We start from the raw sequence: 14,115 nt of genomic DNA on the forward strand, positions 1-14,115 counted from the left end.
GAAACAGGGGTTCAATAACCAGCAGCCGGCGCCGCCGCGTTGAATTGCAGGCGGAAATCGGCGGGCGGCGTGGCGCCGAGCAGATGCTCGACGAAATAATCCCACATGCGCTGGGTATAATAGGGGCTGGTGCGGAAGAATCCGTGGCCCTGATTGGGCAGGTACATCAGGTCATAGGGCTTGTTCGCCTTGATCAGCGCGTCGACGAATTGCAGCGTCACGCTGGGCAGCGCATTCTCGTCATGCTCGCCATAGACGAGCATCAGCTTGCCCTTCAGATTGGCGGCGCGCGGCATCAGGTCCAGCTTCGCGTAATTGGCGGGCACCGCGCCCGCATCGGGCCGCGCCGTCCGGCCATTGCCGTAATCGGGCACGGGGAAGATGCCCTCCACCGGATAGAAGCCCTGGAAATTGAGCGGGCCGGCCGAAGAGACCGCGACCTTGTAGAAATCGGGATAGGCCAGGATGCCATAGGCGGAGGTATAGCCGCCGAAGCTGTGGCCATAGATGCCGACGCGATCGAGATCGAAGCTGCCGAATCGTTCGGCGAGCTGGCGGATGCCGGCCACATGATCGGCCAGTTCGGGCGCCGCGAAATCCTCGTAGCTTTCATTGTTGAACGCCTTGGACCGGCCGGGCGTGCCCCGCCCGTCGATGGTGACGACGATGAAGCCGAGTTCGGCCAGGCTGGCGCGCGAACGCGGGTTCATCGTCACCACCGCCTCGCGATAGTCGGCGGGCGCGTTGGTCACCTGCGGGCCGCCATAGATCGCGTCGATCACCGGATATTTGCGGCCCGGCCGCATATCGGGCGGGAACCAGACCGTGCCCCAGATCGGCGTCCTGCCATCGGCGGACAGCGTGCGCACGCGCGTCGGCGCGCGCCAGCCCGCCGCCGCGACCTGCGAGACATCGGCGGTTTCGAGCGTGGCGATCACCCGCCCGTCAATCGCCGAGCGCAGCACGCTCACCGGCGGGCGATCGAGCGCGGAATGGCTTTCGACGATCATCGCGCCGTCGGGCGAAAGCGCGCCGGTCGCCGCCGGCGCCTTCGCCGCGCTTCCCGGCGCCGTCATGCCCGGAAACGTCCAGCCCGCCATCGCATTGCCGATCGGCGCGCGCGCCGCGACATGGACGGCGTTTTCGGGGGTCAGCAGCACCTGCCGCCCGCCATCCAGGCCCACGGCATGGATGCGGACAAGATAGGGATCCTCCCCGTCATCGGCGCCGCCGGCGGTGAAGATCACGCGCCGCCGCGCCTCGTCCACGCCGACGATGTCGCGCACCGTGCGCTTGCCGGTGGTCAGCTGGCGCTTCAGCCGGCCGCTCTTGAGATCGTAGAGATAAAGCTGCCCCCAGCCGTCACGCTCGGAGAACCAGATCGCCTCGCCCGTCTTCTCCAGGATGCGGACATTGGGCGCGCTGTAAATGAAGGCGTTGAACCGGCCCCAGACCGGCGTCGCTTCCTGGATCACCAGCCGCACCGCGCCCGTCGCCAGCTCGATCTCGACCAGGCCGATCGCCTTTTGCGCGCGCGTCGATGCCAGGCCATAGGCGCGGCGCCCATCGGCGGACCAGTGGAAGACGCTGGGCGATGTGCGCCAGCCCTCCGGCAATTGCACGCGCCGGTGCGTGCGCGCGGCGATGTCGAAGACGGTCAGGTCACTCTTGATCGCCTCGCTCTCACCCAGCAGCGCGATGCGCGGCTGCCACAGTTTCGGCCGCAGGCTGCCGTCGAGCGGCGCCGCCTCGATAAAGGGCATCGGCGCCACGGCGCGCTGGTCGACACGGTCGCTCAGCAGATGGCGGCCATCGGGCGACCAGGCGAGGCCGACCGGCGGGCGAGGTGCTGTGGAACGCATCGTCGGGATCGCGAACAGCGACATGTCCGACGGCGCGCCATAGGCATTGTCGGCGACGCCGTCGGTGGTGAGCGCCACCGGATCGCCCCCGTCCGCACCGCGCAGCCACAGATTATGGTCGCGCGCGAACACGCTCTGCCGGCCATCGGGCGACCAGATCGCGTCGGCCGCGCGGACGGGCAGCGCGGCACGGCTGCATTCCAGTCGCGGCAAACGACACGTGACGATCCCGTCCGCAAGACCGATCGTCACGCTCTCGCCATCGATCGCGCTCACCGGCAGCACCCCCGGCAGCGTCGCCGCGCCGATCGCCGCCTGCGCGGCCGCACGCAGCGCCGCCGCATCGAACGCTTTCGTCCGCGCGCCCGTGCGCGCATCGACGATCAGCCATTCCTGAGCCTGGCCGGCATCCCTGCGATACCAGAAGCTCTTGCCATCGGCCGCCCAGTGCGGCGTCACCTCCGCATTGCGGATCGCGCCCGTCAGATTGGCGTCGAGCACCCTGGCGGCGCGCCCATAAGCCTCGGTCATGGAATCCTGGGCCTGGGCCAAGCCCGGCAGGGTCAGCGCCAGCAGGAAAGCGAGCGACCGCATCAGCGCAGCCCGTCCGCCACACCCATGCGCCGCGGATCGGCGGAGGCGCCGAGCGCGCCCTTCGCGTCGCGATAGGCCATCTGGAACGATCCCATATGATAGTCATAGGCACCGACCGCGCGCACCTTCACCCCCATCGCCGCCAGCCCCTTCAGCGCTTCGGGCGACAGACGATCCTCGATCACCATCTCGCTGCTGTCGGTCAGCGGCAGCATGCGCGGCGCATCGGAGGCGTCATAGGGCGACATGTTGAAATCGAGCGCATAGGTCAGCACCTGCGGCACCGTGCAATGGACGTTGCCCGGCGATCCCAGCGACAGCACGGGCCGGCCGTTCTTCAGCACGATGGTGTTGCCCATCACCGTGCGCATCCGCGCATTGGGCGCCAGCAGCTGCATCATCGACGTGCCGGGCTGGTCGAAGGTGCAATGGCTGCCCACCATCGGCACGCCGCCGACGACCACGCCGGGGATGCCGCCCGATTGCAGCGTGTTCATCATCTGCACCCAATTGCCCTCGGCATCGACGACGGCGAGTTCGCAGCTTCCGCTCGGCTGCTTCTCCAGCCGGTTGCCCGCCCCCGTCGCCTCGCCGCCCAGCGAACTCGCGCCGCTCGTCATCGCCACATGGCGCGACAGGTCCACCTTGGGCATGATGCCGCGGATCAGCCGCGCCGAATGCGCGAAGAAGGCTTCGTCCAGCAGGGCCGCGGTGTCGTAATCGGCCACCGCCACCGGATCGCCGCTGAAGCCGGCATGATAGATGGCATGGCGCAGCGCATGCGCCATGTAGAACAGATGCTCGGCAGATCCCGGCTGCACCTTGCGGATGCCCAGATGGCGCAGGATGCCCAATGTGATCGCGATGCGCAGCCCCTGGTTCTGCGGCGGGGCAAGGCTGGCGATCTCATATTCATTGTGCGCGAAGCGCAGCGGATCGATCCAGCGCGGCGGCGTCGCCGTCATGTGGCGCTTCTCGATCCGCCAGCCCATCGCATTGCCGCGCGCGATGAAGGCATCGGCCCATTCGCCCGTGATCATGTGATCGGGCCCTTCCTGCGCCACCTTGCGCAAGGTCTGCGCCAGCGGCTTGTTCACGAACAGATCGCCCACCTTCACCAGGAAGCCGCCGGGAGCGAAGAAACGCCGGCCATCGGCGAAGTGATTGTAGAAATTGGCGCCGAATTCGTTGACCTGCACCTCGAAGGTGGAAACGGGGTGCCCCTCCTCCGCCCAGCGGATCGCATCCTCGCACAGCGACGCCCAGGGCCTGCTGGCGAAACGCGCATGCATTTCCTTCAGACCCGGCATGAAGCCCGGGATCACGGCGGAAGGCGGATAGGCGGCATAGCCCGATCCGGGCATCGGCGGCACCGGGCGGAAGGGCGGCAGATCGGCCGGGAAGGTGCCGGTGCTGTCGAGCTGGTAAAGCTTGCCGCTCTTCGCCTCGTAATAGAGGAAGGTGACGGTACCGGTGTGATTGGTCATGAAGGGTTCGACCGTCGCCTGCACCATGCAGCCCGCGATCGCGGCATCGACGGCGTTGCCGCCTTCGCGCATCACCTTCAGGATCGTTTCGGTGACGATCGCATTGTCGGTGCTGCACGCCGCCTTCACGTTCGAAACCGGCGTCTTCGGCCCCGGATCGCGGACATATTTGCGCATCTGATCGGGCGTGGCGCGCGGCAGGTTCTCGGCGGCGGCGCGCGACGCCGCCAGCAGCGCCCCCGCGCCGACGGCGGAGCCCGCGATGAATTGGCGGCGGTCCATTCTACTCTCCTGAAGCTCCGGGACGGATATGTTCAGCATTTCCCACCCGTCACCCCAGCGAAAGCTGGGGTCCATACGATCTCCGGTTCACGTGCCGGCACCGCATGGATTCCAGCTTTCGCTGGAATGACGGCAATTCAACGGCGGATCAGAACTTCACCCCCAGCCCCAGCGACACGGTGCGCGGGCGGATCACCACCGCGCCGCCGGCCGCGTCGATATTGGTGAAGCCCAGCGTATCGAACGCATTGTCGACGCGAAGCTGCGCGGTGTAGCGCTCGTCGAAGGTGACGGCGGCGCGCAGGTCGAGCGTGGTGATATCCGGCAGCTTCTGCGTGCGGCCGGGATCGAGCGCGGGATAGGTGGACGGCATGTCCGACTGGAAACGCAGCGTGGCGCCGACATTGCCGATCGCGCTGTCGGAGAAGGGCAGGCTGTGATCGGCGATCAGCGCGACGGTGTAGCGCGGGGTCAGCGGCAGCCGGTCCCCCGCCCGCGCGCCCAGCACGGCGGCGGCGGTTGCGGTGATCGATTTCAGCTTGGCGTCGGTATAGCCCATATTGGCGCCGATCGTCAGGCGCGAATTGGGCCGCGCCTGCAGCTGCATCTCCAGCCCGTCCACCGTGGCGCTCGCCGCATTGCCGCCCAGCACGAAGCCGTTGACCAGCGTGTTGAGCTGGATGTCGTCCCAATCGATATGATAGGCGGCGATATCGAAGCTGAACGCGCCGTTCAGCGCCGATCCCTTCATGCCGATTTCGTAATTCCACACGCCGTCGGGCCGGATCAGCGTCTGCGCGCCCGGCGGCGGCGCCGAATTGGTCTGCGGGCCGCCGGGGCGATAGCCGCTCGCCGCGCGCGCATAGAAGCTGAGGTTGCGCATCGGCCGCCAGCGCGCGGTCGCCAGCCAGGTCGTCGCATTGTCTTCGAATTCGAAGGTGGAGGCTGCGCGCGGCAGGAAGAAGCTGAGCGCCCCCGGCCCGCCGGTGCCCGCTGTCTGCTCGTTATGCGCGTAACGCACGCCGCCGGTGACGTCCAGATTGTCGGTCAGGTAGAAGGTCAGGTTTCCGAAACCCGCGATTTCCTTGTACTTCGACGTGGTCGTCGCCAGGATCAGCGTCTGGAACGGCGCGGGCAGCGGCGCGCCCGCCGCGTTCAGCGCGGACACGCGCGTGATATAGACGCTGTCCTCATCGGTGTAGAACAGCCCGGCCAGGAACTCGATCGGCCCCAGCCGCTTCGATGCGAAGCGCAGTTCGGCCGAATATTTCTCCGCCGCCGGATTGATCAGCGCCTGCGCGCGCGAGCTGGCGGGCAGGATCGTATCGATCGGCGCACCGAAGACGATGCTGGAAATCGGCCCCAGCGTGGTGCGCGCCAGCGGGATATAGGCGCTGGTGTAATCCGCCCGCGTCGCCACATTATATTTGGCGTAGCTGGCCGATGCGGTGATGTTGCCGATGCCCGTCGCATAATCGATCGATCCGTTGATCAGGCGATATTTCACCTTGCCGGGCAGATCGCGGAAGGGATCGTAGCTATAGCCGCCGAATTCGGGGGTGAAGCTGCCGGGAATGGTGCTGATCCCGCTCGATCCCACCATGTCGATCTGCTGGATCTGGCCGGCCAGGTTGATCGTGAGATCGGCCACGGGCTCCACGAACAGCGCCACGCGGCCGCCCTTGATCGTCGCGCGGTTGGCGTCGCGCTTGCCCGTCGAGACATTGTCGACAAAGCCCGGCAGGCGGCGATAATAGCCGGTGGCGGTGATCGCCGCGACATCCTTGATGATCGGGATATTGACGGTGCCGCGCGCCAGGAAGCCTTCCTCCCCGTGCGAGACATGGCTGACCTCGGCCCGCGCGCTCATCGAGAAACGCGTGGGATCGGGCTTTTTGGTGACGACGCGGATCAGGCCGCCCAGGCTGCCGGCGCCGTACAATGTGCCCTGCGGCCCCTTCAGCACCTCGATCCGCTCGATCTCCGCCAATTCGGGCTCGGGCGTCATCAGCGCGCTCACCGCCAGATAGCCGCTGGCGCTGAACGGCGCGTCGTCGATATAATAGCCGGCGGTGTTGGTCGTCTGCTGCGCGCCCGAATTCAGGCCGCGCATGATGATGGTGCCGACGCCGGGCTGGCCGGTGTCGCGCTGCGACAGGCCGGGCACCAGGCTGGCATAGTCGCGGAAGCTGGAGATGCCGAGCGTCTCGATCGTCTCCGCGCCCAGCGCGGTGACCGATGCGGGCACGTCCTGCAACCGTTCCTCGCGCTTGCTGGCGGTGACGACGATCTCGTTGGCGTCGGGCGTGTCCGCGCCCTCCTCCGCGCTTTGCGCAAAGGCCTGCCCGTGCGCCCCGGCGATCGCCCCGATCGCGCACGCAACCATCAAACTCCGCTTCATCTGCATGTTCCAATCCCCAGCCTGAACCCGCCGCGATGCCTGGACGGCCCGTCAGCGATCATCTTTTCCATGCACTACTGTCATATAAAATCCGCGCATTTGCAACGGGGTTTGTCATATACGGTTTCGGGCCCGATGCGCCCGACTATATTTATTGTATTTCAATTATTTAAATGAAATTTCCATACAGTGACCATGGCTGAAACACACAGAAAAAAATACAGAACTGTTTGGACGTGAATCACTTCAAACAGACGATAGTGCATGGAAAACATGCATGGGCAGCGGCGCGATTCGGGGCATGGCGGGCGGGCGGCGGCACTGGATGCTGGACATTCGGGCACTTTGCGCGCAACGCTGCCGGCCTGATGACCGACGCCGCAAAAGCCGACAAACCGGCAAAGCCCGCCAAGCCCGCCCGCCGACTGGGCCGAGAGGACTGGATCGCCGCCGCGCGCAAGATCCTGGTCGATCGCGGCATAGACGATGTGAAGGTGGATCGGCTCGCCCGCCAGATGCGCGTGACGCGCGGCAGCTTCTACTGGCATTTCCAGGACCGGCGCGAATTGCTGGATGCGCTGCTCACCGATTGGGAAGCGCGCAATTATTTCGAGATCGCGCAGGTGCGCGCGCGTTCGGCGCGCGCGACCGACGGCATGGTGGAAGTGTTCGGCATCTGGCTGGGCGAGGATGCCAGCGTGCTGCTGTTCGATATCGCGGTGCGATCCTGGGCGCGGCGATCGGCCGAGGTGGCGGCATCGGTGGCGCGCGTCGACAAGGCGTGGATCGAACTGATCCAGGAATTCCTGGAGCGCGACGGCTATTCGGGAGACGAGGCGCTGGTGCGCGCGCGCGTCACCTATTTCCACCAGATCGGCTATTGGGCGCTCAATATCGACGACGAGCCGCTGGAACGCCTCCGCCTCGTCCCCGTCTATTATCAGGTGCTCACCGGCCGCGAGCCCAGCGCCGAACTGATGCGCGTGCTGAAACAACAGGCCGCGCGCATGAAGGCGCCCAAGACGGCAAAGCCCCGCGCGAAACGGGTGAAGGCGGCGGGGTAACCCACACCCGTTCGGGCTCCTTGCTCTTGTTCTTCCGCATCCAGGCTCAAGAAGGACAGGGCTTCGACAAGCTCAGCCCGAACGGTGTTGAGGCCGGCCCTCACGGACGGGCGGAAACATCGCTGCCCTCCCCACGTCACCCCGGCGAAGGGCTCTCCTGAGCATGGTCGAAGGGCCGGGGACTCCCAACCAGATCGCGCCTTGTCCGTCGGGAGATGCCGGCCTCCGCCGGCATGACGGACTGGATCGCGATGCGCGTTCGCATGGGCCGGCGCGATATTGGCCACCCGATCGCTTCGCCGCTACGCTCCCCCGCAATGACGATTCGAAACGGCACGATCCCCTTCTCCTCCCTATCGAAGATGGGGAGGGGGACCATGGCGCGAAGCGGCATGGTGGAGGGGAAATGCGGTTCATCCCCTCTCCCGCATTCTCCGAAGAGACGGGCAGCCATCCGGTCCGGCACGCGCGAACGGCATCGTATTTCCCCTCCACCACCGGCCTGCGGCCGGCGGTCCCCCTCCCCCCGCTGCGCGCGGGGAGGATAAGGACATGGCAGGCCGTTTGAACATCATCCCCAACACCCGCCCCCATTGGCTCATCGCCGCTACCGCCGCGCTGCTGGTCTTCGCCCATCCCGCCCTGGCCGAGGCGCCGGCGCACAAAACCCCCGCCACCGCCACCGCCAACCAGGAAACCCGCTTCTCCCGCGCCTTTGCGGAGGTGGATCGGTTCGTCGCCGAACGCGCCTTTCCCGGTGCAGTTCTGGCGGTGGGGCAGCATGGCCGGCTGGTCGCGCTGAAGGCGTTCGGGCGCATCGATTCCTCGCCCGGCGCGCCGCCGATGCCGGTGGACGCGATCTTCGATCTCGCATCGCTCACCAAGGTGGCGGGCACGACGATGGCCGCCGCCCTGCTCTACGATCGCGGCCGGCTGGATCTGGACACGCCCGTCACCCGCTACCTGCCCGAATTCGCGGGCACCGCCGGGCATGACGCGATCACCGTCCGCCACCTGCTCACGCACAGTTCCGGGCTGAAGGCGGGCGATCCCTTCTGGTGGAAGGCCAGGGACAAGGCGGCCATTCTGGCGGCGATCCACGCGCTGCCCGCCGCCGATCCGCCGGGCGCCAGCTATAAATACCAGGATTTCAACCTGATCCTGATGGGCGAGATCGTCGAGCGCATCACCGGCCGCCCGCTCGATCGCTTCCTGCAGGCGGAGGTCTTCGGCCCGCTGGGCATGAAGGACACGGGATTCCGCCCGCCGCGCGCCGAATTGCGCCGCATCCCACCCACCGAACAGGACGACACATTGCGCCACGCCATGGTCCACGGCGTCGTCCATGACGAGAATGCCTATCTGATGGGCGGCGTCGCCGGCCATGCCGGGCTGTTCTCCACCGCCGCCGATCTCGCCCGGCTCGCGCAGCTCTGGCTCAACGGCGGGCGACTAGGCGGCAAGCGCCTGTTGAAGCAGAGCACCGTCGACCTGTTCCGCCGCGCCCAGGGCCTGCCGGCGGACAGCAAACGCGCATTGGGCTGGGACATGCCGGGCACGGGCGGCGGCTTTGCCGGGCCGCTCGCATCCCCCAGCGCGATCATGCACACCGGATTCACCGGCACCACCATCTATATCGATCCCGCGCGCGACGCCTTCGTCATCCTGCTCACCAACCGCGTCAACCCGACGCGCGAGAACAGCCTGATCGGACAGGCCCGCCCCGCCATCCATGGCGCGGTGCTCGCCGCGCTCGACGGGGCGGAACCACAGCCATGAGATTATCCCCCGCCGCCATGCTCACCGCGATCCTGGCGGTATTGCTCACCCTGATCGCCACCCCCGCCGCCGCGCGCGTGCGGACGGGTATCGACGTGCTGCAGGATCAGCGCTTTGCGCAGTTGAAGCAGGTGGCGGCGCGCCATGGCGGGCGGCTGCGGCTGGGCATATTGGCGAACCCGATCAGCGTGGACGGGCGCGGCCGGCGCACGATCGACGTGCTGCGGCAGGATGCCGAGGCGGCGGTGCCGGGGCTGAAGGTGGTGAAGCTGTTCAGCGGCGAACATGGCATCGATGCCGCGCTGGATGTCGAACATATCGATGATGGGGTGGACAAGGCCAGCGGCCTGCCGATCGTCAGCCTGTATGGCGGCAACCCGGCCGATCGCCGCCCCGGCGCGCGCCAGCTCGCCGGCGTCGATGCGGTGGTGATCGATCTGCAGGATGTGGGCGTGCGATACTGGACGTTCCAGACGCTCACCAAATATTTCCTCCAGGCATCGGCCGCGCATGGCGTGGAGCTGATCCTGCTCGACCGGCCGAACCCGATCAACGGCGTCGCGGTGCAGGGCCCCGTCACGCTGCCGGGCCAGGAGAATTACGTGACCCCGCATGCGGAGCCGATGCGCCCGGGCATGACGCTGGGCGAGCTGGCGACGATGTTCAATGCGGAGGACCGGATCGGCGCGAAGCTGACGGTGATCCGCATGACCGGCTGGAAACGCACCGACTGGTATGATCAGACCGGGCTGTTGTGGATCAACCCCTCCCCCAATCTGCGCAGCCCCGCCCAGGCGACCGCCTATGCCGGCACCGCGCTGCTGGAAGGGACCAACGTGAATGTGAAGGGGCCGAGCGAACCCTCCTTCCTCCGCTTCGGCGCGCCCTGGATCGACGGCGTCGCGCTGGCCGATCACCTCAACCGCCGCGCCATAGCCGGCGTGCATTTCATGCCCATCGTCTATGTGCCCGCAGGCGACGCGCATTTCCCCCATGTCGGCCAGCGCGTGGAGGGCGTGGAGGTGATCGTGGACGACCGCGACCGTCTGGACGCGCCATTGCTGGGCGTGGAGGCGGTCTCCGCCCTCTGGAAACTTTACGGCCCCAAGTTCGAGATCGACCGCGTGGACCGCCTGCTGCGCGACCGCGCGATGCTGGACAGGATCAAGGCCGGCGAAGACCCCCGCAGGATCGCCGCCGCCTGGCAACCCGCCCTCAACCGCTTCAAGGCCCGCCGTGCGCGATATCTGCTGTATTGAAGGGCTCGGCATGCGGCCTCACGCCTCCGCCCACCCGTCACGCCCACCCGGTCGCACCCTCCCCTTGTCATCCCCGCGCACGCGGGGATCCAGCTTTTCCGTGAAGCATCAGAAAAAAGAAGAAGAAACTGGATCCCCGCGTGCGCGGGGATGACAGGTTGGAAGCACCGCGAATAACGCTATGCAAGGAACCCGAGGAACAACCACTAACCCCCTCCCGTCATTCCGGCGAAAGCCGGAATCCATACGATGCCGGTGCAGGACACCAGCCCGGCATGGATCCCGGCTTTCGCCGGGATGACGAAGACGGAACCCGAACGACCCGCCGATAGGAGCCCACAATGTCCCTCCCGTTCAGCCTGACAGACTGGGCCGTCATCCTCGGCTATTTCGCCTTCCTGGCGGCGGGCGCCTGGGTGTTCATGCCGCGCCATACCGATACCGCGCATGATTATTTCCTGGCCGGCGGCACCGTGCCCGCCTGGCTCGCCGCCGTTTCCGTCCTCTCCGCCACGCAATCGGCGGCGACGTTCCTGGGCGGGCCGGATTTCGGCTATCATGGCGATTTCACCTATCTCGGCACCAATCTGGGCGGGCTGATCGGCGCGATCTTCGTCGCGCATGTGCTGATCCCGCGTTTCTACGCGGCGCGCGTCACCACCGTTTACGAGCTGCTGACCATGCGTTTCGGCACGCTGGCGACGCGCTGGACGGGGGGCATGTTCCTGTTCGGCCGCGTGCTGGCGGGCGGCGCGCGCGTCTATCTGGCGGCGATCGCGGTGGCGATGGTGATGACGGGCACGGTCACCGCCGGCGGCATATTCGTGGCGGCGGCGGTGCTGGTGGTCGCCAGCTTCCTGTCCACCTTTGTCGGCGGGCTGCGATCGGTGCTGTGGATCGATCTGTTCCAGTTCGTGATCATGGTAGGATCGGCGATCGCAGTGCTGATCTTCCTGCGCAACGCGATCCCGGCCAGCGATGCGGAAATCCTGCAGGGCCTGATGCATGCGCCGGGCGGCGTCGACAAATTGCGCCTGTTCGATTTCTCGACCGACCTCTCCCGCCCCTTCTCCCTGCTGGCGATCGTGACGGGCATCGCGCTGCTCTATATCGCATCGTCGGGGCTGGACCAGGATACGACGCAGCGGCTGCTCGCCTGCAAGGATGCGAAGACGGGCGCGCGCGGCCTGTATCTCTCCGTCTTCGCGACGGTGCCGGTGGTGGCGATCTTCATCACGATCGGGCTGCTGCTCCATATCTTCTACGACCGGCCGGAACTGATGGGCGGCGCCACCAACAGCGCGGGCCAGGCCTTCGCGGGTGAGAAGATCAGCATCTTCATGCACTATATCCTGACGGGGCTGCCGCAGGGCCTGCGCGGGCTGGTGACGGCGGGCATCATGGCGGCGGCGGTGGCCACCACCAATTCGGCGCTCAACGCCATGTCTTCCGTGCTGATCCAGGATTTCTACCGCCCCTGGCGCGAGCGCCGGGCGGCGGCGGCCAACAACAACGGCGCCACCGCCGCCGCCGTGCCCGAACATCATTATGTCCAGGCCGGCCGCGCGGGCATGGGCGTGATCGGCCTGGCGATGCTGATCGTGGCCGTCCTCTCATTCTACTGGCAGCACTACGCCAAGCTCGGCCTGCTGGAATTCGCGCTGCAGGTGATGGTGTTCGCCTATGCCGGCCTGCTCGGCGTCTATTTCGCCGCCATCTTCACCCGCCGCGGCACCACCGGATCGGTGATCGCATCACTGATCGCGGGCTTCATCACCGTGCTCCTCCTCCAACCCGCCATCGCGGCGGCGCTGGGCCTGCCCGAGATGCTGCAAGGGCTGGCATTCCCGTTCCAGCTTTGCGTGGGGACGGCGGTGGCGTTTCTGGTGGCGGTGGGGCGTGGGGGACGGGAGGCTGGGTGAGTTTGTTTGATTGTGGAGGATTGATGTGATTTGGGCCGGGGGGCGCGACGGGCCGGAGGCCTTGCCGTTATCCGTGCTAAGTTCATTAGTTTATGTTTTCTCGTCACTTATCGCGGGGGGCACTCGCTTGGTACGAGGTGAACAATACCATTGTGGAGGTATCTCCACTTGACGCCACAGCGGTACCAATCAAGATTTCTCTTACGACTTACATCGGGGGCTTCGATGGCTTGGTATAAGGACAGCAGAAAGCTAACCAAAAACGAGCATGCCAATTTTGACAAGATCTGGAAGCCTGGAGAGACGCCGCCCGACAACGGCATCTACGAATGCCAAGGTTGTGGTGATGAGATCGCCTCGAACAAGGGCGTGCAGCTACCGTCACAGAACCATAGGCAGCACTCTCCGGCGCAAGGCGCCATACGATGGAAAATGATCGTCTGTTGCGAGAACCAATGACGCGGATTGGCTCGACGATACAGCGCAAGGCTTCCTGTTACGAGCAGATTCAACCTCGCGGTAGAACTCGAATTTTTTCAGAACCATTACCCTTTCAAAGCTACAACGAAACAATTCCGAAGGCTCGGGCATTTCCTCGCGCCTACTCATATCAGACGTTCGTTGATAGTGGCCTCGCCCTGAGTCAGTCTCAACTCCATCCGAGTGCGTTCCCGAGCAGGTGACGGTCACGGCATCGAAGCGCTGGCTCGCCCAAAAATCAAGGTCCCTACGTAACTTTCCCTTGCTTTTTCACAAAAATCCATGTGCTTAATAGGCATCAATGTAGATGAGTGGACTACGCATGTCTGTCCTGGATATCCCTCTTCGAAAAGCTTTACAGCTGTTCTACGCAAATCAGTCGTTAAGGCGATCAATAATTAAGAATGATATCCGACTCGATCTCAAAAAGGACGCCGGTGGAACAAGGAGCCAAGGCGGAGATTTTTACCTACCATTTTGGTCGGATGTGAAGAAGCATATCTCTGGAACCGGTGATCTGACTCAACTAACTGCTGAACGCGTGACATCCAATGGGAGTTTTAAGCGTCTATACCCATTGCTGAGGGATGGTATTCTCGATTTACTCACTGCAAAACTGCGCTGGTCGAACGAGCCAGTCGAGATTATCCCACAAAGCGTACATGGCAACTTACGACTTGCAAATCTTGGCGGCACAATTCGCATACGGGATGCGCTGCACGCACGCGTAAGAGATAAGTATACGCGCGTCGTATATCCATATTTCAGTGAAGAACCAGCACTTACCGAAGAGGGAGGAAGGTTGGGCCTATGGGCTATGCAACAAACTTTGACAGAATTAGACCCAAGAGACATGCGCATTATTGATCCTCTTTGACGAGTATTCTTCTCTCCGGAAACAACACCCCTCGAAGGTAACGAAGAATCGGTTTTTATTGAAAAATATATAGCCCTGATAGCCGATTGGGAGCATCTCAAGCTCGAA

8 protein-coding genes are annotated in these 14,115 nt (G+C 65.0%); 5 read left to right on the forward strand and 3 right to left on the reverse strand.

Features of this window, described 5'->3' with window-relative positions; all coding sequences use genetic code 11:
- Positions 1-11: 11 nt before the first annotated feature.
- The 3 genes from K7G82_RS22915 to K7G82_RS22925 form a co-directional block, all read right to left on the reverse strand.
- Positions 12-2,456: a S9 family peptidase gene (locus tag K7G82_RS22915; protein ID WP_222992276.1), complete on the reverse strand. Its 2,445-nt coding sequence runs from the start codon at positions 2,454-2,456 to the stop codon at positions 12-14.
- Complete coding sequence (locus tag K7G82_RS22920; protein WP_222992277.1) at positions 2,456-4,225, reverse strand: gamma-glutamyltransferase family protein; 1,770 nt, start codon at positions 4,223-4,225, stop codon at positions 2,456-2,458. Before K7G82_RS22920 ends, K7G82_RS22915 begins: the two co-directional genes overlap by 1 nt.
- 148 nt (positions 4,226-4,373) lie before the next feature.
- Complete coding sequence (locus K7G82_RS22925; protein WP_222992278.1) at positions 4,374-6,626, reverse strand: TonB-dependent receptor; 2,253 nt, start codon at positions 6,624-6,626, stop codon at positions 4,374-4,376.
- A 368-nt stretch (positions 6,627-6,994) separates the two neighbouring features.
- Here K7G82_RS22925 and K7G82_RS22930 point away from each other — a divergent pair, with 368 nt between their 5' ends.
- The 5 genes from K7G82_RS22930 (at position 6,995) to K7G82_RS22950 (ending at position 14,007) form a co-directional block, all read left to right on the forward strand.
- Positions 6,995-7,690 carry a TetR/AcrR family transcriptional regulator gene (locus tag K7G82_RS22930; RefSeq protein WP_222992279.1) on the forward strand — a complete coding sequence of 232 codons (696 nt, stop codon included), beginning with the start codon at positions 6,995-6,997 and terminating at the stop codon, positions 7,688-7,690.
- A gap of 552 nt (positions 7,691-8,242) precedes the next feature.
- Entirely contained in the window at positions 8,243-9,469 is a 1,227-nt protein-coding gene (locus K7G82_RS22935) for a serine hydrolase domain-containing protein (protein ID WP_222992280.1), read from the forward strand.
- Positions 9,466-10,728 (forward strand): exo-beta-N-acetylmuramidase NamZ family protein, encoded by a 1,263-nt coding sequence (locus K7G82_RS22940; protein ID WP_222992281.1) that lies wholly within the window; start codon positions 9,466-9,468, stop codon positions 10,726-10,728. The genes K7G82_RS22935 and K7G82_RS22940 overlap by 4 nt, the downstream gene beginning before the upstream one ends.
- 341 nt (positions 10,729-11,069) lie before the next feature.
- Positions 11,070-12,650, forward strand: a complete 1,581-nt coding sequence (locus K7G82_RS22945; RefSeq protein ID WP_222992282.1) for a sodium:solute symporter family transporter — start codon at positions 11,070-11,072, stop codon at positions 12,648-12,650.
- A gap of 802 nt (positions 12,651-13,452) precedes the next feature.
- The gene (locus K7G82_RS22950; RefSeq protein ID WP_222992283.1) at positions 13,453-14,007 is read left to right on the forward strand and encodes a hypothetical protein; all 555 of its coding nucleotides are present in this window, start codon (positions 13,453-13,455) and stop codon (positions 14,005-14,007) included.
- Positions 14,008-14,115: the final 108 nt, after the last annotated feature.

This window comes from Sphingomonas colocasiae, assembly GCF_019880585.1.
In the GTDB taxonomy this organism is placed as follows: Bacteria; Pseudomonadota; Alphaproteobacteria; order Sphingomonadales; family Sphingomonadaceae; genus Sphingobium_A; species Sphingobium_A colocasiae.

Excerpts from the sequence above, each read along its gene's own strand:
- K7G82_RS22950 (WP_222992283.1), top strand. The coding sequence starts at position 13,453 with ATGTCTGTCCTGGATATCCCTCTTCGAAAAGCTTTACAGCTGTTCTAC.
- K7G82_RS22935 (WP_222992280.1), top strand. The coding sequence starts at position 8,243 with ATGGCAGGCCGTTTGAACATCATCCCCAACACCCGCCCCCATTGGCTC.
- K7G82_RS22945 (WP_222992282.1), top strand. The coding sequence starts at position 11,070 with ATGTCCCTCCCGTTCAGCCTGACAGACTGGGCCGTCATCCTCGGCTAT.
- K7G82_RS22940 (WP_222992281.1), top strand. The coding sequence starts at position 9,466 with ATGAGATTATCCCCCGCCGCCATGCTCACCGCGATCCTGGCGGTATTG.
- K7G82_RS22925 (WP_222992278.1), bottom strand. The coding sequence starts at position 6,626 with ATGAAGCGGAGTTTGATGGTTGCGTGCGCGATCGGGGCGATCGCCGGG.
- K7G82_RS22930 (WP_222992279.1), top strand. The coding sequence starts at position 6,995 with ATGACCGACGCCGCAAAAGCCGACAAACCGGCAAAGCCCGCCAAGCCC.
- K7G82_RS22915 (WP_222992276.1), bottom strand. The coding sequence starts at position 2,456 with ATGCGGTCGCTCGCTTTCCTGCTGGCGCTGACCCTGCCGGGCTTGGCC.
- K7G82_RS22920 (WP_222992277.1), bottom strand. The coding sequence starts at position 4,225 with ATGGACCGCCGCCAATTCATCGCGGGCTCCGCCGTCGGCGCGGGGGCG.